General features: G+C 64.6%; 21 protein-coding genes and 1 riboswitch. Of the genes, 8 read left to right on the forward strand and 13 right to left on the reverse strand.

Translation table 11 applies throughout. The annotated features are described in order from the left end of the window. The first annotated feature begins 95 nt into the window (after positions 1 to 95). The 4 genes from SB764_RS09775 (at position 96) to SB764_RS09790 (ending at position 2,744) form a co-directional block, all read left to right on the forward strand. A complete protein-coding gene (locus SB764_RS09775) occupies positions 96 to 1,208 on the forward strand; it encodes an S-(hydroxymethyl)glutathione dehydrogenase/class III alcohol dehydrogenase (protein WP_065058647.1) in 1,113 nt (370 codons plus the stop codon). A 295-nt stretch (positions 1,209 to 1,503) separates the two neighbouring features. Further along, positions 1,504 to 1,881 (forward strand): hypothetical protein, encoded by a 378-nt coding sequence (locus tag SB764_RS09780; protein ID WP_065058858.1) that lies wholly within the window; start codon positions 1,504 to 1,506, stop codon positions 1,879 to 1,881. Positions 1,882 to 1,885: 4 nt separating this feature from the next. After that, complete coding sequence (locus tag SB764_RS09785) at positions 1,886 to 2,227, forward strand: hypothetical protein (RefSeq protein WP_410863404.1); 342 nt, start codon at positions 1,886 to 1,888, stop codon at positions 2,225 to 2,227. Between the two features lie 22 nt (positions 2,228 to 2,249). Next, positions 2,250 to 2,744: a lytic transglycosylase domain-containing protein gene (locus SB764_RS09790; RefSeq protein WP_082991777.1), complete on the forward strand. Its 495-nt coding sequence runs from the start codon at positions 2,250 to 2,252 to the stop codon at positions 2,742 to 2,744. Positions 2,745 to 2,817: 73 nt separating this feature from the next. Here SB764_RS09790 and SB764_RS09795 read toward each other — a convergent pair whose 3' ends face one another. The 7 genes from SB764_RS09795 to SB764_RS09825 form a co-directional block, all read right to left on the reverse strand. After that, positions 2,818 to 4,152, reverse strand: a complete 1,335-nt coding sequence (locus SB764_RS09795; RefSeq protein ID WP_321944317.1) for an NAD(P)/FAD-dependent oxidoreductase — start codon at positions 4,150 to 4,152, stop codon at positions 2,818 to 2,820. A gap of 29 nt (positions 4,153 to 4,181) precedes the next feature. Further along, entirely contained in the window at positions 4,182 to 5,585 is a 1,404-nt protein-coding gene (locus SB764_RS09800; RefSeq protein ID WP_074986956.1) for a purine-cytosine permease family protein, read from the reverse strand. 113 nt (positions 5,586 to 5,698) lie between these two features. Then, positions 5,699 to 6,892 (reverse strand): acetylornithine deacetylase, encoded by a 1,194-nt coding sequence (gene argE, locus SB764_RS09805; RefSeq protein ID WP_410863406.1) that lies wholly within the window; start codon positions 6,890 to 6,892, stop codon positions 5,699 to 5,701. Positions 6,893 to 6,974: 82 nt separating this feature from the next. Next, positions 6,975 to 7,397 carry a RidA family protein gene (locus SB764_RS09810; RefSeq protein WP_065058639.1) on the reverse strand — a complete coding sequence of 141 codons (423 nt, stop codon included), beginning with the start codon at positions 7,395 to 7,397 and terminating at the stop codon, positions 6,975 to 6,977. A 190-nt stretch (positions 7,398 to 7,587) separates the two neighbouring features. Next, positions 7,588 to 9,261 carry a GMC family oxidoreductase gene (locus SB764_RS09815; protein WP_410863408.1) on the reverse strand — a complete coding sequence of 558 codons (1,674 nt, stop codon included), beginning with the start codon at positions 9,259 to 9,261 and terminating at the stop codon, positions 7,588 to 7,590. 52 nt (positions 9,262 to 9,313) lie between these two features. Continuing rightward, entirely contained in the window at positions 9,314 to 10,828 is a 1,515-nt protein-coding gene (locus SB764_RS09820) for an aldehyde dehydrogenase (RefSeq protein ID WP_410863410.1), read from the reverse strand. An 89-nt stretch (positions 10,829 to 10,917) separates the two neighbouring features. Then, positions 10,918 to 11,589: a DUF1028 domain-containing protein gene (locus tag SB764_RS09825; RefSeq protein ID WP_410863412.1), complete on the reverse strand. Its 672-nt coding sequence runs from the start codon at positions 11,587 to 11,589 to the stop codon at positions 10,918 to 10,920. A 242-nt stretch (positions 11,590 to 11,831) separates the two neighbouring features. Here SB764_RS09825 and SB764_RS09830 point away from each other — a divergent pair, with 242 nt between their 5' ends. Further along, positions 11,832 to 12,755, forward strand: a complete 924-nt coding sequence (locus tag SB764_RS09830) for a LysR family transcriptional regulator (protein ID WP_065058635.1) — start codon at positions 11,832 to 11,834, stop codon at positions 12,753 to 12,755. A 60-nt stretch (positions 12,756 to 12,815) separates the two neighbouring features. On the opposite strand, the gene SB764_RS09835 is transcribed toward SB764_RS09830, so the two are convergent. After that, a complete protein-coding gene (locus tag SB764_RS09835; RefSeq protein ID WP_183039516.1) occupies positions 12,816 to 14,228 on the reverse strand; it encodes an aspartate aminotransferase family protein in 1,413 nt (470 codons plus the stop codon). Between the two features lie 47 nt (positions 14,229 to 14,275). Further along, positions 14,276 to 15,685 carry a purine-cytosine permease family protein gene (locus SB764_RS09840; RefSeq protein WP_065058632.1) on the reverse strand — a complete coding sequence of 470 codons (1,410 nt, stop codon included), beginning with the start codon at positions 15,683 to 15,685 and terminating at the stop codon, positions 14,276 to 14,278. 284 nt (positions 15,686 to 15,969) lie between these two features. Between SB764_RS09840 and SB764_RS09845 the strand changes: the two genes are divergently transcribed. Together SB764_RS09845 and SB764_RS09850 are read left to right on the forward strand one after the other, a co-directional pair. Further along, on the forward strand, positions 15,970 to 17,022 hold the full coding sequence (locus SB764_RS09845) for a histone deacetylase family protein (RefSeq protein ID WP_065058630.1): 1,053 nt from the start codon (positions 15,970 to 15,972) through the stop codon (positions 17,020 to 17,022). Between the two features lie 76 nt (positions 17,023 to 17,098). Beyond that, complete coding sequence (locus SB764_RS09850; protein WP_410863415.1) at positions 17,099 to 17,818, forward strand: YceH family protein; 720 nt, start codon at positions 17,099 to 17,101, stop codon at positions 17,816 to 17,818. Between the two features lie 96 nt (positions 17,819 to 17,914). Here the strand turns inward: SB764_RS09850 and SB764_RS09855 are convergent, their stop codons facing one another. The 4 genes from SB764_RS09855 to SB764_RS09870 all read right to left on the reverse strand — a co-directional run bounded on the left by SB764_RS09855 (position 17,915) and on the right by SB764_RS09870 (position 22,738). Next, complete coding sequence (locus tag SB764_RS09855; RefSeq protein ID WP_110328807.1) at positions 17,915 to 18,715, reverse strand: alpha/beta fold hydrolase; 801 nt, start codon at positions 18,713 to 18,715, stop codon at positions 17,915 to 17,917. A 125-nt stretch (positions 18,716 to 18,840) separates the two neighbouring features. After that, a complete protein-coding gene (locus SB764_RS09860) occupies positions 18,841 to 19,239 on the reverse strand; it encodes a DUF4148 domain-containing protein (protein WP_410863417.1) in 399 nt (132 codons plus the stop codon). Positions 19,240 to 19,480: 241 nt separating this feature from the next. Next, complete coding sequence (locus SB764_RS09865; protein WP_322007585.1) at positions 19,481 to 21,427, reverse strand: TonB-dependent receptor domain-containing protein; 1,947 nt, start codon at positions 21,425 to 21,427, stop codon at positions 19,481 to 19,483. Between the two features lie 90 nt (positions 21,428 to 21,517). Further along, positions 21,518 to 21,715: riboswitch (cobalamin riboswitch) on the reverse strand. Between the two features lie 81 nt (positions 21,716 to 21,796). After that, positions 21,797 to 22,738, reverse strand: coding sequence for a LysR family transcriptional regulator (locus SB764_RS09870; protein ID WP_176082088.1), 942 nt, complete (start codon positions 22,736 to 22,738; stop codon positions 21,797 to 21,799). A gap of 208 nt (positions 22,739 to 22,946) precedes the next feature. Between SB764_RS09870 and SB764_RS09875 the strand changes: the two genes are divergently transcribed. Beyond that, positions 22,947 to 24,458 carry a CoA-acylating methylmalonate-semialdehyde dehydrogenase gene (locus SB764_RS09875; RefSeq protein ID WP_065058623.1) on the forward strand — a complete coding sequence of 504 codons (1,512 nt, stop codon included), beginning with the start codon at positions 22,947 to 22,949 and terminating at the stop codon, positions 24,456 to 24,458. Positions 24,459 to 24,520 lie beyond the last annotated feature (62 nt).

The following is a 24,520-nucleotide window of genomic DNA, read 5'->3' on the forward strand; positions in this document are numbered from 1 at the left end:
AATAGCGCTGCGTTCAATCCGTTTCAACATCCGGCCGCCCGCGCGGCCCCAAGGTCGACTGGTCGACTCCTTTCCTAACCGATACCGAGATTGCTATGAAATCACGTGCTGCTGTTGCATTCGGCCCGGGCAAGCCCCTGGAAATCGTCGAGATCGACGTCGAACCGCCTCGCAAGGGCGAAGTGCTGGTGAAGATCACCCACACGGGCGTCTGCCACACCGACGCCTTCACGTTGTCCGGCGACGATCCGGAAGGCCTGTTCCCCGCCGTGCTGGGCCATGAAGGCGCGGGCATCGTCGTGGAAGTGGGCGAAGGCGTGACGAGCGTGAAGCCCGGCGATCACGTCATTCCGCTTTACACGGCCGAATGCGGCGAATGTCTGTTCTGCAAGAGCGGCAAGACCAATTTGTGCGTGGCCGTGCGCGCCACCCAGGGCAAGGGCGTGATGCCCGACGGCACCACGCGCTTCAGTTACAACGGCCAGCCGGTCTATCACTACATGGGCTGCTCGACGTTCAGCGAATACACGGTCGTGGCCGAAGTCTCGCTCGCGAAGATCGATCCGCAAGCCAATCCGGAACAGGTCTGCCTGCTCGGTTGCGGCGTGACCACCGGCCTCGGCGCGGTGAAGAACACGGCCAAGGTGCAGGAAGGCGATACGGTCGCCGTGTTCGGTCTCGGCGGCATCGGCCTCGCGGTCATTCAAGGCGCGAAGCTCGCGAAGGCGGGCCGCATCATCGCCATCGACACGAATCCGGGCAAGTTCGAGCTCGCGAAGGCGTTCGGCGCAACCGACTGCGTGAATCCCAAGGATCATGAAAAGCCCATCCAGCAAGTGATCGTCGAGATGACGGGCTGGGGCGTGGACCACAGCTTCGAGTGCATCGGCAACGTCAACGTCATGCGCGCGGCGCTCGAGTGCGCGCATCGCGGCTGGGGTCAGTCGGTGGTCATCGGCGTGGCGGGCGCGGGTCAGGAAATCTCCACGCGTCCGTTCCAGCTCGTCACGGGCCGCCGCTGGCTCGGCACCGCGTTCGGCGGCGTGAAGGGCCGCTCGGAACTGCCTGGCATGGTGCAGGACGCGATGGCAGGCAAGATCCAGCTCGCGCCGTTTGTCACGCATACGAAGGATCTCGCGGGCATCAACGAGGCTTTCGATCTGATGCACGAAGGCAAGTCGATCCGCACCGTCGTTCACTTTGGATGATGTGAGGTGATGTAATCACGCGAACGCCCGCGCGCCGGAACACGGCGCGCGGGCATTTTCATTTAAACGCATCCATCATACGAATCGCGCGAATTACCCTATTCTTCAGATGTAAACGCGCGAAATCGCCGAAGCAATTCCGTGCGCGAACGCGCACGACTTCGCAGCCGCATTCCGGCAAGCCGCCTTTCGCGAGCGAACTCTTTCTTTTTGCCAAACGTTTGCCGCCCGACTCTCAAGTCGGTCCGCCATTGGCCGACAACGCGCACATAGCCACGAAACTTTGGAGCTGGACGTGTTGCGCTTCGCTTTCCTTCTCGCCGTACTTGCCGTGACTGGCTGCGCACAACTGCCCCAGGGCAATACCGCTCAAAGCGGCAACGCGCCGGCGTCGGCTTCGGTCCTGCGCTTTGACATTCCCGCCGATGCACTCGGCGCGCGCGATCCGCAATTGAGCGCCGTGCTCGCGAAAGCGGGCGCACTCGCCGCCGCGCAGAAGCAACCCACGGTGATTCGCGTGACCGCGCTCGGTCAGGATCTCCGCTATATCAACGAAGCGATCTGGAAGGGCGTGCCTGCACGCCAGGCGCAAAAGCCGGTGCTGGAGAATCTCACCGCGGGCGCGAACCAGACGTACAGCGTGGCGATCGAGCCGCCGAAGACGGGGAGCTGAACGCATGCGTACGACGATTTTCGCGGCGGCCATGCTCGCGCTCTGCGCGCACTTCGCCTCCGAGGCGTGTGCCGAATCGGCTGGCGCCACCGTGCTCGCATCGGCTGCGCCTTCGGCCTCGCCGTCCGCCGTTTATCCGCCGTTGCCGTCACTCGCGATGCTGCCGCCTTCGAGCAATGACGACGACGATTCGCCCGCGCCGACGCACAGCGCGCGCAAGAAAAAAGCATCGCGCGTGCGCGATTGTCATTGCACGATGCCCCCGCCGCGGCTGGTGGTCTCGGACGCATCGCGCGCGTATTTGAAGGATGTCGAGCGGCAACTCGATGTCGCCCTTGCGCATTAAGCGCGTCAGCGGAGAACAAACAATGCAGACGCCACCCGCTTCATTGGTCAGTCGCGTGCGATGCGTGCTGGCGTGCGCATTCGCGCTGTGCACCGCGCTCGGCAATCCGGGCGTCGCGCGCGCGGCCGAAACCGCCGATGAATGTTTCGAAAAGGCCGGCGCCTATCAAGGCGTCAATCCGCTGGTGCTGCGCGCCGTTGCATGGCGCGAATCGAAAGGCGACGCCGCCGCCATCAATCACAACACCAATGGCTCGATCGACGTCGGCCAATTGCAGATCAATTCCATACATTTTTCGGAACTGGCGCGTCAGGGCATTCCGCATCGCGCGCTCATCGATCCGTGCGTGAATATCTTCGTGGCCGCGTGGCTGCTCAAACAGAAGATGGTGCGATACGGCAATACGTGGCGCGCGATTGGCGCCTATCACTCGGAATCGCCGCACGAACGCGATGCCTACGCGCGCAGCATTCAGGCGATTCTGGTCAGCTGGGGTCAATTACAGCGCGGGCATTGAATGCGCGATACAACGCGCCGGTGTTCGCGTTATCAATTGAGTGCGAACACCGGCGCATTGACAAATCACTTCATCAATTCACGCCCACGCCGCTGAGCGCGCGCGCTTCGCGTTGCGTCGCTTCATCGCGCAGAACTTGCGCTTCGCGCTGCGTGGCGTCCTGATACGCCAGATACTTGCGCTGCGTGACGATGTGATCCGCGACGTGTTTCGCGTCGTGCCACACGCCCCAGATAAAACTCGATCCACGTCGCGACAGCCACGGCAAACCCAGGAAATAAATGCCCGGCTCGCTCGACACGCCGCGCTGATGCTTCGGCTTGCCTTTCTCGTCGAACGCATTCACGTGCAGCCAGTTGTAATCGACCGCATAGCCCGTTGCCCAGATAATCGACGTGACGCCTGCCTGCGCAAGATCGAGTTCGAGAATCGGTTGCGTCATGCACACCGGGTCCGGATACACGCGGCGCGCTTCCGGCTCTTCCGGCAGATCGAGCCCGTTGCGTTCGATATACGCATCGGCGGCATCGAGCAGCGAGAGATAGTTTTCGTCGCCGCGCGCGATGTTTTCCACGAGATCCGCCTGGAACGTCGCCACGCCGTTATCGAAGGCCTTCGTCAGACCGACCAGCGTCACGCCCTGTTGCGCGAGCAGACGGAAGTCCACCGTCTGGCCGCCGCGCGCGCCGCTCACCGCGATCGTCACGTGTTCGCGGCCGGGGCGCGCGACCTCCGCGTCCCACTCGCCCAGCACGCCCAGCCACCAGCAGAAATCGCGATTCCGGTACGCACGCGGCGGACGATCGTGTGCGCCCACCGAGAGATACACCTGGCGGCCCGAGCGCTGTAGTTCGTCGGCAATCTGCACGCCCGACGAGCCCGCGCCCACCACCAGCACCGCGCCTGCGGGAAGCTGCTGCGGGTTCTTGTAATCGGCGGAATGGATTTGATGGAGCCCTTCTGTTTGCGGCGCGATCGGCGGAATCACCGGACGCTGAAACGGTCCCGTCGCCACCACCACGCGGCGCGCTTCGATCGTGCCTTCGCTCGTTTCGATGACGAAACCCGCCTCGCCGCTTTTGCGCTCGACGCTCTTCACTTCCACGCCGGTGCGAATGGGCGCGTTGATCTGCTTCGCGTAATCGACGAAATAGTCGGCGACGCGTTCTTTCGAAGCGAAGGCATCGGGATCGAGATCGTCGAAGGCCATGCCCGGAAAACGGTCGTGCCAGACGGGACCGTTCGCGACCAGCGAGTCCCAGCGGCCTGTGCGCCAGCGTTCGGCAATGCGGTCGCGCTCCAGCACGAGATGCGGCACGCCGAGCTTGCCGAGATGTTCGCTCATGGCCACGCCGGCCTGGCCCGCGCCCACCACGAGCGTATCGATGGTTGTCGTTTCGAGAGTCATTGCGGTTTCCTTCTGCGAAAAGTTTGCATTCACACCGGCACGCCTGCGTGCTGGCGACGCCGGTACGCGCTGTCGCGCGAAGCCAGCCAGTAATAGAGCGGCGACGTCACCACGAGGCCGACGAGCCAGGACAGATCCGCACCGTCGATATGCGCCGCCACCGGGCCCGCGTACATCGGCGTATTCATGAACGGAATCTGCACCGCAATGCCCACCGCGTACGCAATCAGCGCCTGCGGATTGAAGCGGCCGTAAATGCCGCCATCCACGCGAAAGATCGAATCGATGTCGTAACGGCCTGCGTGAATCACATAGAAGTCGATCAGGTTGATGGCCGTCCACGGCACCAGCACCACGAGCAGCGCGAGCACCAGGTCGACGAAGTGACCGACGAAATCGCTCGACGCGCCAATCGCCGCGAAGCAGCACGCCACGAGAATCACGACGGAGAGCACGGCGCGCGCTTTCGAGGTGGGAATCCAGCGATACGCGAAGGTTTGCAGCGAGGTGATCACCGAGAGCACCGCGCCGTAGAGATTGAGCGCGTTGTGACTGATCACGCTCAGCAGGAACAGCACGAGCATCACGGGGCCGAGCACGCCGGTGGCCTGCTTCACGGCGTCCATCGTGTCCACGCCTGGCGGCACGGCGAGCGCCGCGACCGCGCCGAACACGAATGCGAGCGTCGAACCGAGCGCGCAACCCAGATACGTGGCCCAGAATGTCGACGCCACGCCCACGTCCTCGGGCAGATAGCGCGAATAGTCGGAAACGTACGGCGCGAACGCGATTTGCCACAACGCCGAAAGCGACACCGTTGCGAGCCAGCCCGCGAGATTGAAGCCGCCGCGCGTGAGAAAGTCTGCGCTCTGCACGTGCGAGAGGATCATCCAGAAACCCACCACGATGCCGATGCCGAGCACCCACGTGCCGATGCGATTGAGCACGTGTATGAAGCGATATCCGATGATGCCGATACAACCCGAGCCCACCGCGCCGATCACGATGCCGACCGGCACCGGCACGGTCGGCGCGATACCGTGCAGCGACTTGCCCGCGAGCACGATGTTCGAGGCGAAGAAGCCCACGTACATGACGCCCGCGATCACGGTCACGAGCAGCGCGCCCCACGAACCGAACTGGGCGCGGCTCTGAATCATTTGCGGAATGCCCATCTGCGGACCTTGCGCGGAATGCAGCGCCATCAGCACGCCGCCCACCGCCTGGCCGATCACGATGGCGACGATGCCCCAGAACAGATTGAGGTGATAGATCTGCACGCCCAACGCGCCCGTGACGATGGGCAGCGGCGCGATATTGCCGCCGAACCACAGCGTGAACAGATCGCGCACCTTGCCGTGGCGGTCCTCGGGCGGCACATAGCCGATCGTGTGCTTTTCGATAAGCGGGACGGTCCCGCGCTCTGCTGACATGACAACTCTCCCATCCCGCGCGCGTGCGCGCGTATCGTGCGTGGGCGCTCGCGATTCGCGGCGTCCGTCTGTTGTGAAAAAGCGTGTGTGTTGTGCGTGCGGCGTTTATCGCGTTATGCGTTCGCGTAACCGGGCACGCGCGTGGGCAGATTCATCGCTAGCCTTTCGAGGAAGCCAAGGCAGCGTTCGAGCTGTGCGATTTCCACGTATTCATCCGCCTTGTGACCTTGCTCGATCGAACCCGGCCCGCACACCACGGTCGGAATGCCGATGCGCTGAAACAGACCGCCTTCGGTGCCGAACGACAGCGTGCGCAGCGTTTCGTCGCCCGTGAGTTCACAGGCCATTTCGCGCAGCCAGTTCGCGTCGGGATCGGCAGCGAGCGCCGGGTAATCGACGAGTTCCTGCCATTCGATGCCGGTGTCCGCGTGCGTTGCCTGCATCTCGCCTTCGAGTTCGTCTTCGGCGAAACGGCGCGCCGCCTGCACGATCGCATCGATCGAATCGCCCGGCAGATTGCGCACTTCGAATTCGAGTTCCGCGCGATCGGGAATCACATTCAGTGCAATGCCGCCATTGAGTTTGCCCGTGTGCACGGTCGTATAAGGCGGCTCGAAACGCGCATCGTGCTGGCCCGATTCGCGCAGCGCGCGGCTCGCGCGGCGCAGATGCACCGCGAATTCCGCCGCGAAATCCACCGCGTTCACGCCGAGATGTGTGAGCGCCGAATGGCCCGCGAGGCCCTTGAAACAGCAGCGATACGCGCGCTTGCCCTTATGCGCGATCGCCACCTGCATACTGGTCGGCTCGCCGATGATGCACGCGAGCGGTTTGAACGGCGCGCGCGCCAGTTCGTCGAGCAAGCCGCGCACGCCACGGCACCCCACTTCCTCGTCGTAGCTGAACGCGAGATGGATCGGCAGCGTGCGGCAATGTTCGACGAAGTACGGCACGCTCGCGAGCACGCAGGCGAGAAATCCCTTCATGTCGGCGGTGCCGCGACCGAGCACGCGAGCGTTTTCGCGCGTGAGCGCGAACGGCGGCACGGTCCACGGTTGGCCGTCTGCCGGCACGACGTCCGTGTGACCGGACAGACACAGTCCCGCGCGATCGCGCGGCCCAATCGTCGCGTAGAGATTCGCCTTGTCGCCGCTCGCGTTGTAATTCAACGAAGCCTCGACGCCGAAGCCCGCGAGATACTCGCGCACGAACGTGATCAATTCCAGATTCGAGCGCGCGCTGCGCGTGTCGAATTCGACCAGCGTTTGCAGCAGCGACAGTGTCGAATCGAGTCGTGTGTGGGACATGGCGTCTCCTTGTGAAGCGGCGCGGCGCATGCGTTGTTGCGCGCCGCGCATGGCGGCTTGTGGCTGAGGCGGATGCCCCGTCTTATTGCTGGCGATCGCGCGGAATCACGGCGATCACGTCGATTTCCACCAGCCATTCGGGACGCGCGAGCGCGGACACCACGAGGCCCGTCGAAACCGGAAACACGCCCTTGAGCCATTTGCCGACCACGTTGTAGACCGCTTCGCGATAGCGCACGTCCACGAGGAAAATCGTGATCTTGCAGATGTCTTCAAGACGGCTGCCCGATTCTTCCAGCAGCATCGCGATGTTCGACATCGCCTTTTCGGCCTGCGCCGTCACGTCGCCGATACCGACCGATTCGCGCGTGTCGAGGTCCTGACCGATCTGGCCGCGCACGTACACCGTGTCGTTGGCGACCACGGCCTGGCACAGATCGTTATCGAGTTTCTGCTCGGGATAGGTTTCGCGAGTATTGAATTTGCGGATGCGTTTGTGGCTCATGGTTGCCTCTGCTTGCGTGTGCGTGATGACTGAATGGGGTCGGCGAAAATCGATGCGAAAAGGTGTTAGCGCATCGCCTGAAATCGAATTTACCTTCGCTCGAATTATTTGCGAAACATCGTTTTCATATTCATTGCATAGTTTTTTCTTATGCCATGAGCGGCAAGGAAGCACGGCCTTCGCTACGCTTTCAGGCTGCCAGTGTTGCGCGATTCGTTTCGTGCTTCGTTGCGCGATTCGAATGCGTTTGCGCGGCGTCTTCGAGCATCATCTGCGCCGCTTTTTCGCCGATCATGATTGAGGGCGCGTTGGTGTTTCCGCTTACGAGCAAAGGCATGATCGAAGCGTCGGCCACGCGCAATCCGCGTAGGCCGCGCACGCGCAAACGCGGGTCCACCACGCTGGCGTCGTCCACGCCCATCTTGCAGGTGCCGGACGGATGGAACACGGTTGCCGCGTAGGCGCGCACGTAATCGAACAGCGCGTCGTCCGATTGCACCTGCGCGCCTGGCAGCATCTCCTTGCCGCGAATCGCTTCGAATTCCGGCCCGGCGAGAATCGCGCGCGCGAGCTTGATGCCTTCGATCAGCACGCGTGCATCTTCTTCGCGTTCGAGAAAGTTGTAGTCGATGAGCGGCGCACGCTGGCCGTCGTCGGTGAGCAGAATGCGGCCGATGCTTTTGGGCCGCAGCACGCAGGTGTGAATCGCATAACCGTGACCGAATTCGAACAGGCGGCCGCGATGGCTGCGATAGCCGGGCACGAAATGAAACTGCACGTCGGGGTCGCCGTCGCCCGCGTAACGCGTGCGCGCGAATCCGCCCGCTTCCACGTAGTTCGTCGTCAGCCAGCCTTTCTTTTTCAGCCAGTACGCGCCGGGTGCACCGAGCACGCTCGGCAAGGAACGCAGCGAAAAGCCCAGCGTTTGCGCGCTCGAAGAACGGACCGTGACGAGACCGTCCAGATGATCCTGCAAATTGCGCCCGACGCCTGGCAAGTGATGACGCAGCGCGATCCCCGCCGCGCGCAATTGGGCTTCGTCGCCGATACCGGACACCATCAGCAGATGCGGCGAGCCGATCGCGCCCGCACTGAGCACCACCTCGCGATGCGCGCGCAACAGCACGACCTGACCTTCGCGCTCGACAAACACACCGCTCGCCGTTTGATCCGCGATATCGAGCGACAGTGCGCGCGTGTCCGTAAACAAGGTGAGATTCGGCCGCGACAACACCGGATGCACGAATGCGCGATAACTCGAAAGCCGATGCGCGTCTTTCTGCGTGACGTCGTAAATGCCCGCGCCGAAGGCGTCGCCGCTATTGAAGTCGGTGTTGTGCGGCAGACCGATGCGTTTCGCCGCGTCGATGAAACTATGCGAAAGCGGATTCGGGTCGCGCGGCTGATCCACGCACAATTCGCCCGATTCGCCGTGCACGCGCGTGTCGTGACCGAGCAGATTGCGCTCGGAGCGGCGGAAGAACGGCAGCACGTCCGCGTACGACCAGCCCTCGCAGCCCAGTTCGGCCCAGCGATCGTAATCCGCGGGCATGCCGCGAATATAGATCATGCTGTTCATCGAACTGGAGCCGCCCAGCATCTTGCCGCGCGGACAATGCAGCCGCCGGCCGTTCAGGCGCGTCTGCGGCGCCGACTCGAAGTTGTAGCTGTATTTAGGGCTTTTGTAGAGCGTGATCGTGCCGGCCGGCACCTGAATGCGCGCCGAGCGATCATCGCCGCCGCCTTCGACGAGACAGACGCGCACAGCCGGATCCGCGCTCAGGCGGTTCGCCATCACACAGCCCGCCGAACCCGCCCCGACAATCACATAATCGAAATCGAGCACTTGTGTTGCAGTCGGCATATTCGTATCCCCGTGCTTCTGAAGCACACTGTGGAACGCTGATTCAAGGCGCTCAGTATTGAATCCAGGTCGTTTTCAGACCCGTGAATTTGTCGAGCGCGTGCAGCGACAGATCACGGCCAAAGCCCGATTGGCGGAAGCCGCCGAACGGCGTCTGCATACTCAGCGCGTCCACCGTGTTCACCGAGACCGTGCCCGCACGCAGATTCGCTGCCACGCGATGCGCGCGCTTGAGGCTGCCGCTCCAGACCGAAGCCGCGAGTCCATAGATCGAATCGTTGGCGATGCGAACGGCTTCGTCTTCGGTGTCGAACGGCATCACCGCCAGCACGGGGCCGAATACTTCGTCGCGCGCGAGTTCCGCATCGGGACGCACGCCCGCGAAAATCGTCGGCTCGATGAACCAGCCTTTGCCGTTCACGCGCGCCGCTTGACCGCCGCTGACGAGCGACGCGCTGCGGCGGCTGCGTTCGATAAACGCCATCACGCGCGCGTGCTGCGTGACATCGACCATCGCGCCCATGCCGCTCGCGGGATCGAGCGGATCGCCCGGATACCAGCCGCGCGCGTGTTCGGCGAGCTTTTCGACGAAGGTGTCGTAAATCGAGCGCTGCACGAGCAGACGCGAGTTCGCCGAGCACACTTCGCCCTGGTTGAAGAAGATGCCGAAGCAGGCTTTTTGCGCGGCCAGATCGAGATCGTCGGCATCGTCGAACACGAGGTTCGGACTCTTGCCGCCGCATTCGAGCCACACCTGCTTCATGTTCGAGCGCGCGGCGTATTCCATGAAGCGCTTGCCGATCGCCGTCGATCCGGTGAACGCGAGCACGTCCACGTCAGCGTGCAGGCCGAGCGCCGCGCCCGCCGTTTCGCCATAACCCGGCACCACGTTGAACACGCCGTCGGGCACGCCCGCTTCGCGCGCGAGTTCCGCGAGACGCAGCGCCGAAAGCGGCGACTGCTCGGCCGGTTTGAGCACGACGCTGTTGCCCGCCGCGAGCGCAGGCGCGACTTTCCACGCGACCATGTCGAGCGGGAAATTCCACGGCACGACCGCGCCCACCACGCCCAGCGCTTCGCGCGTCACGAACGAGAGATTGCCCGGTCCCGTGGGCGCGACTTCGCCGTAGAGCTTGTCGATCGCCTCGCCGTACCACGCGAACAATTCCGCCGATGCGGGCACGTCGAACTGCCACGCGTCGGCGACGCGCTTGCCCATGTTCAGCGAATCGAGCAGCGCGAATTCCTCGCGATGCGCGGCGATCAGTGCGCCGAGACGCTGCAGCACTTTCTTGCGCTCGCCGGGCGCGCAGCGCGACCACGTCCCGGCTTCGAAGGCGGCGCGCGCGGCACGCACGGCGAGGTCGACGTCTTGCGCATCGCAGGCGGCGACCTCAGCGATCGCGGCTTCCGTCGCCGGATTGGTCGCCGTGAACGTCTTGCCGCTGCGCGCGGGCACGAAGCGGCCGTCGATGAACGCCTGGGCGCGCGGCGTCACGCGCGCGGCCAGATCGCGCCATTGCGAGTAATCGGGTTGCTGCGCGTGGTTCGCGTCGGTGGCACTCAAGGTGGGCTCCTGGGTTCGCGTGGTTTCGGATAAATTCGCGTCGATTCGGGTGAATGCGATTCGTCTTGCCTCGATGGCGGCGCGCCGCCTTATTCGTCGCCGGGCACGCCGTACGACGGCGCGCGCGTGGGATCGGTCGCGCGCAGCACGTAGTCCTTCATTTGCGGTTCGTAGCGCTCCCACAGCGCGCGCAGATCGGCAATCGGCCGATCGCTCCAGTCCACCCGCAATTCGGCCACGGGCCAGCTCGCGCCGTCGAACACGCACAGCCCCGCCGAATGCACCGGCCCGGCTTCGCCGCCCGCCGCGAGTCCCGCTTCGAGCGCGCGCAACAGGCGGTCCGGCAACGCGCGCGCGGCGTGCTCCGCGAAGGCTTCGATCATCGCGGCGGGCACGCTGTCGTTTGCGAGCAGATTGCCGACCGCCACGCAATCGGTGCCGCTCGCGCCCGCATGCAGCCCGAGCCCGCGCTCGCCCGTGCGCCACGCGGAGAAACCCGCCGCGTCGAGCACCGCCAGCTGACGCCACTCCGCATACGGACGCGCGCCCGCGATGCGTTCGAGCACCGCCTGCGCGCCATAGCCTTGCGCGAGTTCGCCCAGACCGATCTGGCCCAGGCGCGGATCGGTCACGTTCTGGCTCAGCACCACGCCGTCGCGGCTCGCCCAGAGGCAGCGGCTCGGCACGGCGATGCTCGAACTCGTCACGATGCCGCCCACGGCACCGGTACGCGCGCAACGGCCTGCAATCGAAAAGGTCATGAACGGACTCCTGTAGATTCAATGCTTTCATGCTCGCGCGGCGCGCCAAAATGGGCCGCCAGCGCGTCGAGCCTAAAATCTATCGAGCCAAAATTCATTCGAAAAACATTGTTTGTCTATGTATTGAAAAGGCTTAGACTATGCAAGCGACGCGCCTCGCCGCTGTTCATCGTTGCTCGCGCAGGCGCTTGCACTCCCCGCCCGGTCGCATTCGACTCTTGCCTCTGACCCTTCGGTTGGCCATGGAAAACACGCCTCTTCACTATTCGCTGCGCCAGTTGAGATACTTCGTCGCCACGGCGGAAGCACTGTCGTTTACCGCGGCGGCCAAGCGTCTGCACGTTTCACAGCCGTCGATTTCGTCGGCCTTGTCGGAGCTGGAGAACGCGTTCGGGCTGCAGCTGTTCATCCGCCATCACGCACACGGACTTTCGCTGACACAGGCGGGCCGCGATCTGCTCGGGCGCGCGCGCGACCTGCTGAAAAGCGCGGAGGAATTGCAGATCGCCGCGCGCCATTCCGATACCGGCATCGCAGGAACAATCTCGCTCGGCTGCCTGACGTCGGTCGCGCCGCCGCTGATGCCGTGGCTCATGAGCCGCTTTCTGAATGCGCGCACGGGTGTGGAATTCCAGACGCGCGAAGGCGATCAGGAAACGCTGTTCGTGGGCCTGCGCGACGGCACGCTCGACGTGGCGCTCACTTACGATATCGATATCGACGACACGATCGACTTCACGCCCATCGTCGAATTTCCACCTTATGTGCTGCTGCCCGCGAAGCATCGCCTCGCCGCCGGCGAACAGGTGAGCCTCAAGGATCTGCTCGACGAGCCTTACGTGATGCTCGATCTCGCGCACAGCAAGGAATATTTCGCGTCGCTGTTCGATCGCTATGGCAATCGTCCGGTGGCGGCGTTCAGTTCTTCGCAGCCGGAAGTCGTGCGCGGCATGGTCGCCAACGGACTCGGCTACAGCATTCATAATTTTCCGCTGCGCAATTCGCAGACGGTGGACGGCGGCCGCTTCGTCGCGCGCGCCATCAAGGAGAAAGTGAAGCCGACGGTGCTGGGCGTCGCGCGTTCGACGCGTTCGCATCCGCGGCAACTGATTCGCGACTTCACCGCGTTCTGCTACGACGAAGTCTCGCGCGCGTGGACGAAGTAAATGGGTCGACACGCCGCGCGCCGTGAATAGGCGCGCGGCGCGCAGCGTAGAGCGCGCGCTTCAGCCAGCGCGTTGAATATGCCGCCACGTCGCCTCCACGGCATCGCGCATCGTGCCGATCAACGCGTCGATCTGCGCATGGTCGATCACGAGCGGCGGCGCAACGATCAAACGGCCATTGGTCGAACGCACGATCGCCCCGCGCTCGAATCCTTCGGTGCGGCTGTGCCACGTGAGATCAGCCTCGTTGGCGTAGCGTTCACGCGTGGTCTTATCCTTCGCGAACTGAATCGCCCCCACCGCGCCCACGCCTTGAATCTCGCCGATCAACGGATGATCCGCGAACGCCTCGCGTAGCGCGCGCTGCAAATACGGACCGGTGTCTTCCTTCGTGCGCGCGACCAGTTGCTCGCGTTCGAGCACGTCGAGATTCGCGAGCGCCACGGCCGCGGCCACCGGATGGCCCGAATACGTGAGCCCATGCGCGTAGACGCCGCCGCGCTCCACCAGCGCCTCGCCGATGCGGCGGCTCATGACCAGACCGCCCATCGGCACATAACCCGACGTCAGTCCCTTGGCGATCGACACGAGATCCGGCTCGAAGCCGAAATGGCGATGCGCGAACCATTCGCCCGTGCGGCCGAATCCGCCGATCACTTCGTCCGCGCAAAGCAGCACGTCGTATTTTCGGCAGATGCGCTCGATTTCCGGCCAGTAGCCTTCGGGCGGGAAGATCATGCCGCCCGCGCCCTGGAACGGCTCGGCGACGAACGCCGCCACGTTTTCCGCGCCCAGTTCGAGAATCTTGCGTTCGAGCGATTGCGCGGCCTGCAAGCCGAACGCCTCGGGCGTAAGGTCGCCGCCGTTCGCGTACCAGTACGGCTCGTCCACGTGCGTGATATTCGGAATCGGCAGATCGCCCATTTCGTGCATGAACGCCATGCCGCCAAGCGACGCGCTGCCGACCGTCGAACCGTGATAGCCGTTCACGCGGCCGATCATGATCTTCTTGTTCGGCTGGCCCATTACGTCCCAGAAGCGGCGCACCGTGCGAATCAGCACTTCATTTGATTCGGATCCCGAATTGGTATACACCACGTGACTGAAGCGATCGCCCAGCAACGCAAACAGCCGCTCCGACAATTCGATCACGGCCGGATGCGTGGTGTGAAAGAACATGTTGTAGTAAGACAGCGTGCTCATCTGGCGCGCGGCGGCCTCGACGAGTTCGGCGCGGCCATAGCCGACGTTGGTGCACCAGAGGCCCGACATGCCGTCGATATAGCGCTTGCCGTCGTTGTCCCACAGATACACGCCTTCGCCGCGCACCATCACGCGCGGACCTTCGGCGTTGAGCGCCTTTTGATCGACGAAAGCGTGCAGGTGATGGGCGGCGTCGCTGCGTTGCCAGTCTTCGGTGCTGCGTGCTTTGCCGCCGGACGTGCTGGCGTGGGCGAATTCAGGTGCGTTCATGCGCGGTGTCTCCTCTGTACGGAATGCGTTTGCTTTAATCGTGCGTGTCAGATGCCCACGGCAACGTCGGTCTGATTTTGTGCGGCGCCCGCGCGCGAGAAGCGTTTGCAACCCGCGTAGTACACGACCGAAGTGAGAATCAGCCCGACGATCCACGAGATATCGGCGCCGCCGAGGCGTTTGGCGATCGGGCCGGTGTACAGATCGGTCGCGACGAACGGCAGTTGCACGGCGATGCCGAACAGGTAGGCGAAGATCGCCACGCCGTTGAAGCGTCCGTAGATGCCGCCGTCCTGGCGGAAGAACGAGTCGATGTGATAGTCGCCGTGGCAGACGAGGTAGTAATCGATCAGGTTCACCGCCGTCCAGGGCACCAGCACGTAGAGCAGCAGCAGAATGAAGTTGGTGTATTCGGCGAGGAAGTTGCTCTGGCCGAACAGTGCGATGGCCAGCGAGATCGCGAACAGGATCACCGCCGTCACGGCGCGTGCGCGCGCCTGGCCCGACCACGAGGGAAACAGCGTCTGCACGATCGTCATCGACGAGAGCGCGCCGCAGTACAGGTTCATCGCGTTGGTCGCGGCAATGCCCACCGAGAGCACGATCACCACCAGACCGCTGATGCCGTGCGTGAGCGTGGTGAGGCCGTTGACCACGTCGCCGTCGGCGACCATCAGGCCGACCATCGCGCCCAGCACCATCGGGAAGATCGAGCCGAGCGAGCAGCCCCAGTAGCTCGACCAGAACGCCACGCGTGCGCCGGTTGCGCGCGGCATGTAGCGCGAGTAGTCGGAGACATACGGCGCGTACGCGATCTGCCAGAGTGCCGCGATCGAAATCGTGCCGAGAAAGCCCGTGGCGTTCGCGGTGTTGCGTGCGAAGAAGTCGGCGGGCAAGCCGTGCACGCCCACGATCCAGATGAACGCGAGCAGCAGCACCGCGCCCGAGCACCACGTCATCAGGCGCGTGTAGGCGTGGATCAGGTTGTAGCCGAAGATGGTCGCCACGAGACTGAGCGCGCCGACCACGAGCACGCCGTCGTTCACGCTCACGTGCGTGGTGAGGCTGTGCAGCGCCTGACCGCCCAGCACGAGGTTCGACGCGAAGAAGCCCAGATACATCACCACGACGAGGCCGACCACCAGCAGAGAGCCGAGCGAGCCGAACTGGCCGCGCGTCTGCACCATCTGCGGGACGCCGAGTTGCGGACCTTGCGCCGAATGCAGCGCCATGAACACGGCGCCCACCAGCGTGCCGATCACGATGCCGAGCACGCCCCACCAGAACGGCTGCTTGAACACGGTCACGGCCAGCGCGCCCGTGACGATGGTCAGCAACATGATGTTCGAGCCGAACCAGATCGTGAACAGGTCGCTCGCGCGGCCGTGACGCTCGGCGTCGGGTATGGGCTGGATCGTGCTCTGCTCGAGGCGAGCGACGGTATCGGATTGGCTCATCGGCGGCTCCTGCGAAAGGAAAGTGCGTGACGTAGACGCACGAAAGTGCGTTGTGATGACGCACTTTCGACCGCCAATATTGCGCGGAAAAGAACGAAATTCTTTGCTAGTGAATAGCTTTTTCTTATGCAGTTCTCACGCCTGCATAGCCGCGGGCTTGCTTGTGAATCGGATATTTCTTCTTGGAAAGAAAATCGGCGTGCGGCCATAGTCGCTGCATGCACCGAACGTGTGCGCAGCATGAGCGCCTCACGTTCGCGACACATTCACGACGGGAGACCTGCATGCTGACCATCCTCGGCGAGCGCCATCGCCTGCATCACGGCCGTAGCGAACTGATCGACGGCGAACTCAAGCCCTGTTTCGAAATGCCGAAGCGCGTCGATATCGTGCGCGCGCGGCTGACCGAAGCCGGTTTCGACGAGACGATCGCGCCCGATGCGTTCGGCGTCGACGCGCTGCGCCGCGTGCACAGCGATGCGTATCTCGACTTCCTGCACGGCGCGTGGGGAGAATGGACCGCGCTGGGCCGCACGCACGACGCGCTGCCGACCATCTGGCCCGCGCGCGGTCTGCGCCGCGACCGCGCTCCGCACAGCATCGACGGCAAGCTCGGCTTCTATGCGATGGACGCGGGCGCGCCGATCACGGCGGGCACCTGGGACGCGGTCGAGGAGTCGGCGAATCTCGCGCTCACGGGCGCGCAGCGCGTGCACGACGGCGCACAGGCCGCGTTCGCGCTGTGCCGCCCGCCCGGCCATCACGCGGGCCGCGACGTGATGGGCGGCTACTGCTACCTCAACAACGCGGCGCTCGCCGCCGCGCACTGGCTCGCGCAAGGCGCGCGGCGCGTGGCGATTCTCGACATCGACTATCACCACGGCAACGGCACGCAGTCGATCTTCTACGATCGCGACGACGTGCTGTTTGCCTCGCTGCATGCCGACCCGCTGCTCGACTATCCGTATCTGCTCGGTCACGCGGATGAAACCGGGCGCGGCGCGGGCGAGGGTTTCAATCTGAACTATCCGCTGCCGTGGGGGACGGATTGGAGCCGCTACGCGCAGGCGCTCGATCACGCGGGCGCGCGCATCGCGGGCTTCGGCCCCGACGCGCTCGTCGTCTCGCTGGGCGTCGACACCTTCGAGGGCGATCCGATCTCGCGTTTCAAGCTGAAATCGGCGGACTTTTCGCGTATCGGCGCGCGTATCGCCGGGCTCGGTCTGCCCACGCTGTTCGTGATGGAAGGCGGCTATGCGGTCGAAGAAATCGGTGTGAACGTGGTCAACGTGCTGGCCGGTTTCGAGGAGCACGCGCTCGCGCGGGCGGCGCGCTAGCACGCGCGAGGGTTCCGGCAAGCGGCTCAGGGCGGGTATGATCGAATCCCGTGCAAAACTCTTGCCTGACCCGCCTATGAATTCTCCCGCCGAAGGTTCCTCGCCGCGCGCGTTGCGCGCGCTCACGCCGCTCGAAGCGCGCATCGTCGGCGTGCTGGTCGAGAAGCAGCATACGGTGCCCGACACCTATCCGCTCTCGCTGAACTCGCTCACCTCGGGCTGCAACCAGAAGACGGCGCGCGCGCCCGTGATGAACGTGAGCGAAGCCGAGGTGCTCAGCGCCATCGAAGACCTCAAGCACCTGAGCCTCGTGTTCGAAGGCAGCAGCAGCCGCGTGCCGCGCTTCGAGCACAACCTGAACCGCGTGCTCGGCGTGCCCACCCAGGCCGGCGCGCTCCTCACGGTGCTGCTGCTGCGCGGCGCGCAGACGGCCGCCGAACTGCGGCTGAACTCCGCGCGTCTACATGGTTTCGCCGATGTGTCGTCGGTGGAAGCGTTTCTCAGCGAACTCGCCGAACGCGAGCCGCCGTTCGTCGTCAAGCTGCCGCGTGCGCCCGGCGAGCGCGAGAGCCGCTGGATGCATCTGCTGTGCGGCGAAGTCAGTCTGAGCGTGCCCACGTCCTATGCGGGCGAGCGCGACAGCGTGGCGGAAGGCAGCGTTTCCTCCGAGGATTTCGAGGCGTTGCGCGCCGATCATCAGCGTCTCGCCGATGAAGTCACGCGTCTGCAACAGCTCGTCGAGCGCATGGCCGGCGAACTCGGCATCGCGATCGACAAGCTGGAAGCGTCCGACTAAGGCGGCAACGATAGCGCGCACGATGGATTCGATTTCCGGATCCACCGTGCCGCCTCGTGCTGCATCGTGCCGCCTCATGCGAACTTCAGGCGGCGCTCACTGCGCCTTGCGCGCCGCTTCGATAATCACGTCGGCCACCTGCTGCGGCTGACCCGCCATCGCCACGTGGCTCGCGTTCACGTGCGTCACCGTCGCGCCGATATGCGCCGCCATCTTCGCCTGCAATTGCGGGTCGATCATGCGGTCGTGCGTGGGAATCACGAAGTATGACGGACGGCCGCGCCACGCGGCCTGATCCACCTTTTGATCGATGCAGCCCGAGAACCACGGCGCCTGCGTGGCCGCAATCAGGCGGCGCTGCGCGAGCGGCAAGTCCTGCGCGAAGTCGTCGAGCACCGCTTCGGTCGAGAGCGTCAGATAGCCCGCCGAATCCTTGCGCAGCGCGTTCGCCCACACGGGCGGCGGCAGTCCCTTCGTGATGTCGCTGATCGACTGGCCGTCGTCGGGCGCGAACGCGGCCACGTAGACGAGCGCCTTCACCTTGTCGTCGTTACCGGCTTCGCTGATCACCACGCCCGCCCACGAATGGCCGACCAGCACCACCGGCCCAGTCTGCTGATCGATTACGCGCTTCGTCGCGGCCGCGTCGTCGGCGAGCGAACTGAGCGGATTCTGCACCGCCACCACATGCAGCCCGCGCGCTTCGAGCAGCGGGATCACCTTGTCCCAACTCGAACCGTCGGCGAATGCGCCGTGCACGAGCACGACGTTCTTGCCTTGCAGATCGGCGGATGCGGCGGCTTGAGCCGCCGGTTGTGCGGCATGCGCGGCGGGCAAGGCGAAGAGTCCGCCCAGCAGACCGGCGAACGCGAGGGACTTGCGAAGAAGACGAAGCATCGTCTGACTCCGTGGAATGAGTGTGGAAAAGAGAGGAATGGTCGGCAGAACGCCAGGCGAAGGCGCGCGTGATTCAAGCGTGATTCAGGCTTGTTTCAAGCACGCGCCTCGCGACGGCCGGCGCATTAGGAGTGGGCGTAGATCGGTTCGAGGCCGACCTGATCCGCCTGCGCGCCGGAGAAGTCGTGCAGCGTCGCGTGCGCGGGCTTGACGTGCGAGCCCGAAGCCGAGCTGCCGCCCGTCACGCCGCCGAACGAGGTCTGCACGGCGTTGGCATCGGCGTCATGCGAAGGCGCGTTGACGTGCGCGACGTCCTGGCTCGCGGCGATGCGCGCCAGCGCGGCCTGGAGGTGAACCGGATACTGGTTGTTATCGCTCGACTGGCGATAGCCGGCTTGCTGAAGCTGGACCAGTTCCGCGCGCACCTGGGCGCGGGTGAGGCCTTGCTGGGCCGGCTGGGCGGCGAACGAAAGCGCGGGAACGGCGACGACGGCGGCAGCAACGAGGGTACGAACGAGGTTCATGGTCAATCTCCAGTCGATGAGTGAGTGAGTCGGTCGGCGCACTGTTGTCTGTGTTCAACCTTGCGTTGGAGATATTTGAACCGCTGGACGTATCTGGCTTGTTTCCGTCGTCCCCCTTTATTGCAAGCGAGTTTTTCCCGCGACGGCGCAGATACATTGCGGTACAAAACCGCGCGCCGCCGCGAGACGTTTCCCCTCAACTCCGCTCAACGATTGCTAACGAATCGCCGTTCGAACGCGCTCAGAACGTGTACGTGATCTTGCCGAACGCCGTGCGGCCCAGCGAGTTGTAGCCGTATGCGGTCGAGTAGTCGCGATTGAACAGGTTCGATAGCGTGGCCGACAGCGCGAGATGCGCATTGATCTTGTACGTGGCGCGCAGATTGACCGTCGTGTACGAGGGCAGATACGTCGTGTTGTACTGGTCGTCGAAAGTCGAGCCACCGTAGAGCAGCGAAATGCCCGTGCTCAGCGCGTGCAGATGAAACGCGTCCCACGTGTGATCGACGCTCAGATTCACAGTCTGACGCGGACGCCGGTTCAACCAGGTCTGATCGCTCACGTCCTGCGGATTGAGCAGCCCCACCGCGACGCTGACCGGCGTGTTCGCCCCAAGCGTGCCCTTGTACGAGAGATCGATGCCCTGAATATGCGCTCGGCCCACGTTGACGGGCAGGAAGGTCTGCGAATCGTAGGTGATGAGGTCGTGCACGCGCGTGTCGTAGAGCGCCGCCGTGAAGGTGCCGATCGACGTCGCCGCGTCGAGCGCCACTTCCACCGTGTCGCTGCGCTCGGGTTGCAGATTCGGATTCGCGTAGCCCGGATAGTAGAGGTCGTTGAAGGTCGGCAGACGGAACGCGTTGCCGTACGACACGCGCGCGGTATAGACCGGCGTGATCGCCCACGCGAGCGCCGCGTTGCCCGTGTTCACGCTTTGCCCCTGTACGATCTCGTGGCGCCCGGCGAGGAACAGCGTCCAGTCGCCGAGCGTCGCCGACTGATGCAGCGAGACGGCGGAATCGTTGCGCGCGGGCAGGCCGTCCGGCACATCGACGGGAAGATACGCCTGCTCGCGCGTGAAGTCGTACGCGAGCTTGGTCTCGCCCGAGAGCGCGTGACCGAACAGCGTGTGACCGGTTTCCTGATGCGTGATCGACGTCGACGTGCTCAGGCGCGTCGAATCGATTTCGTCGGTCGGCATGCCGGGGTCGTTCGCGTAGAGGAACTGGCGGTCGTACGCATAGCCGAACGACTGGTCGAACTGCGTGGTCGGCGTGATGTCGAGATGAAACGCCACGCCGGTCGTGAGCTGATGATCGCGCTGGCGATCCGCGTAGCCCGCGTTGTCGTACGAGAGATCCGAGCGGTGATAGAGCGCGAAGGTCGAGATCGACCAGTTCTCGCGCGCGTAGCCAAGACGCGCGTCCACGTCCTGCGCGTGATACGGATTGCGGCCGTCCTCGTGACCGTAGGCCCACGGCTTGGTCGCGTCGATGCCCGCGGTGTTGTAGTCGTGCAGACCGAGCGAATACGTGAGTCCGCCGAGCGCCGCGAGCGGCCCGCTCGACGGCACGGTGCCCGAGGTGCGCAGCTGCGTGTCGAAGGTCTTGTTCGAGCCGCCGCCGAATGACACCGTGGTTTGGTTCGGCTGATTCGAGGCGTGGCGCGTGAAGAGCTGCACGACGCCGCCCACCGCATCCGCGCCGAACGACGCCGCCGCCGGGCCGGAAATCACTTCCACGCGATCGAACGCCGAGGTCGGCAGATCGGCCCACGCGGCCGTGCCCGTGGTCGCCGAGCCCACGCGGATGCCGTCGATGAACACGGCCACCTGATTGGCCGCCGAGCCGCGAATGCTGACCGACGCCGTCGCGCCGGGACCGCCGCTCTGCGAAACGCTGACGCCCGGCAGCGTGGCGAGCGCCTGCGTGATGCTCGGGTCGATCGGGTCGAGCCGGTCGAGATCGGCGCGCGTGAGCACCTGCGTGCTGGCGTAACGCTGATCGAACGATTGCGGCAGATGCTGCGTGTCGCCAACCACGAGAATGTTCGGCAACGTGGCGTCGGCCTGGGTTGGTTCAGCGCTTTCTTCAGCACTTTGCGGCGACGTTTGCGCATAAGCGCCTTGCCAGGCGCAGGCCGCGACGGCGGACGCGAGAACGGTGGAAGCGAATTGACGATACTTCATGAGCAGACAGATCCAGAGGTCGAACTGTCCTTGCAACGGGCGGCCGCGCGGGCGGCGCGCGCGCATCGGGACACCCCGCCCTTTGCGGCTGCTTGGACCTCGGTCGATGGCAGGTCTCCTGGCTCGCGGGTCGTCGCCCGATGCCGGCCTTCCCGGTTTCCCAGTGGCCCTCGCTGGCATGGACTCGCCGCTCACAGTTGCGGGGACAGCCGCAGACTTCCGGCGCGCGCGCCGTTACTGCGTTCCCTTTTGATCCCGTCGCCGGGAACCATCAGCGCGCGAGCGTAAAGGCGGCGCGTTCCGCGCGTCAACCTCCGGCGCGCCGGGCGATGCGAAAAAACGTCAGATGCGACTCGCCGCCCGCATCGCTCATTCGAGCGGAAAGCCCTGCCTGAAGGTCTGACGCAGAAAATCGGCGAACAGCGTCACCGCGCGCGGCACATGCGCGCCATAGGGCCGCACCACGTGCAACTGCGACGCGAACGCCCCCACCGGCCGCCACGCCGGCAGCAGCACGACGAGCTTGCCCGCCTGCAACGCGGCCTGCGCGCTGAAATCGGGCAGCAGCGCAATGCCCAGATTTTCGAGCGCGGCGTCGCGCAGCGCCTCGCTGTTATTGGCCGACACCGGCCCGTTCACGGTCACGTTCACGCGCGACTGCTCGGCGCGCCGCCCGGCTTTTTCGAACGACCACGCGCCCGACCCGAGCGTGCGCGGATAGTAAAGACAGTCGTGCTGCGCAAGATCGGCGGGCGTTTGCGGCGTGCCGCGCAGCTTCAGATACGCGCGCGTGGCGACGATCACCGAACGCGTGTCGCAGAGCTTGAACGCCACATGCGTTTCCGGCACCTGCGCGCTGTGGCGGATCGCGAGATCGAAACCCTCGCTCGCGATCGACGTAAGCCGGTCGGACAATTCGAGCTGCACGCGCACCTCGGGATTCGCCCGCGCGAACTGCGCAAGCCGCGGCACCAGTTGCTGACGCGCGAAGGCCACGGGCGCGGTCACGCGCACCGTGCCGCGCGCGACGTCGGCCATTTCGCGCACGCTCGCGAAACTCGTGGCGATGCGCTCGAACTGCGCGCGCGTGTCCTCCACGAGCCGCCGCCCCGCTTCCGTGAAGCGCACGCTGCGCGTGGTGCGCTGCACCAGCGCGACGCCCGCCACGCGTTCCAGTTCGGCGATCCGCTGGCTCATCGCGGCTTTGCTCACGCCGAGCCGCGCAGCGGCCGCCGTATAACTGCCCTGCGCCGCCAGCACGTTCAGCCAGTGCAAATGGGTCCAGAGCGCTTCGACGTTCTGCGTATCCACGAAATGACTCCTGCCCCGAATCCTCAAAGATGCGCCGATGATAGCACCGCGCCCGCGTATCTTTCAGCGCTGCGCATGGCGATTGTTCACGCTGGAAAACAATCAATTCAGCCTGCGTGGCTGTGCAGACGCCTGCCGCCTCCGTACACTGGCCGTCATAGTGACGATCAACCGATGCTCAATCGATACCCAACTTCGAGGAGATGACATGCAGCCCTTTACCGATTCCGCGGACGTAGTCAACTACATCGGCGGCAAGCGCGAACGCGGCGCGGGCGACCGCACGCAATCCGTCTTCAATCCGGCGACCGGCGCCGCCGCGCGCCGTCTGGTGCTGGGCGAAGTCGCCGACGTCGACGCCGCCGTGGCGAGCGCGAAAGCCGCGTTCCCGGCCTGGCGCGACACGCCGCCGATCCGCCGCGCGCGCGTCATGCTGCGCTTTCTCGAACTGATGAACCGCCACAAGGACGAACTCGCGGCGATCATCACCGCCGAGCACGGCAAGGTGTTCGCCGACGCGCAAGGCGAAGTCGCCCGCGGCATCGACGTGATCGAATTCGCCTGCGGCATTCCGCAACTGCTCAAGGGCGACTACACCGAGCAGGTCTCCACGGGCATGGACAACTGGACCGTGCGCCAGCCGCTGGGCGTGGTCGCGGGCATCACGCCGTTCAACTTCCCGTGCATGGTGCCGTGCTGGATGTTCCCGGTCGCGCTCGCGGCGGGCTGCACCTTCGTGCTCAAGCCGAGCGAACGCGATCCGTCGGCCGCGCTGTTCATGGCGCGTCTGCTGACCGAAGCCGGCCTGCCCGACGGCGTGTTCAACGTCGTGCAAGGCGACAAGATCGTGGTCGACGCACTGCTCGCGCATCGCGACGTGAAGGCCGTGAGCTTCGTCGGCAGCACGCCCATCGCGAACTACATCTACGAAACCGGCGCGAAGCACGGCAAGCGCGTGCAGGCGCTGGGCGGCGCGAAGAATCACATGGTCGTGATGCCCGACGCCGATCTCGACCAGGCCGTCGACGCGCTGATCGGCGCGGCCTACGGTTCGGCGGGCGAGCGCTGCATGGCGATCTCGGTGGCGGTGCTGGTCGGCGATGTCGCCGACAAGATCGTGCCGCGTCTGGCCGAGCGCGCGCGCACGCTCAAGGTGAAGAACGGCATGGAAGCCGACGCCGAAATGGGCCCGATCGTCACGAAACAGGCGCTGGAACGCATCGAAGGCTATATCGCCACGGGCATCGAGGAAGGCGCGAAGCTCGTCGTGGACGGCCGCGGCCTCACGGTGCCGGGTCACGAAAACGGCTTCTTCACCGGCGGCACGCTGTTCGACGACGTCACGCCTGACATGCGCATCTACAAGGAAGAGATTTTCGGCCCGGTGCTCGCCTGCGTGCGCGTGAAGGACTTCTCCGAAGCCGTGCAACTGATCAACGACCACGAGTTCGGCAACGGCGTGGCCTGCTTCACGCGCGACGGCAACGTGGCGCGCGAATTCGGCCGCCAGATCGAAGTGGGCATGGTGGGCATCAACGTGCCGATTCCGGTGCCGATGGCGTGGCACGGTTTCGGCGGCTGGAAACGCAGCCTGTTCGGCGACATGCACGCGTATGGCGAGGAAGGCGTGCGCTTCTACACCAAGCAGAAGTCGATCATGCAGCGCTGGCCGGAAAGCACCGAAAAGGGTGCGGAATTCACGATGCCGGTCGCGAAGTGATGCATTGATCCGAACGCGATATCGTTTTTAAATAATTCGGATATCGACTCAATTATCAGCCG

It is taken from the genome of Paraburkholderia sp. SIMBA_027 (assembly GCF_046535315.1).
GTDB lineage: Bacteria > Pseudomonadota > Gammaproteobacteria > Burkholderiales > Burkholderiaceae > Paraburkholderia > Paraburkholderia tropica.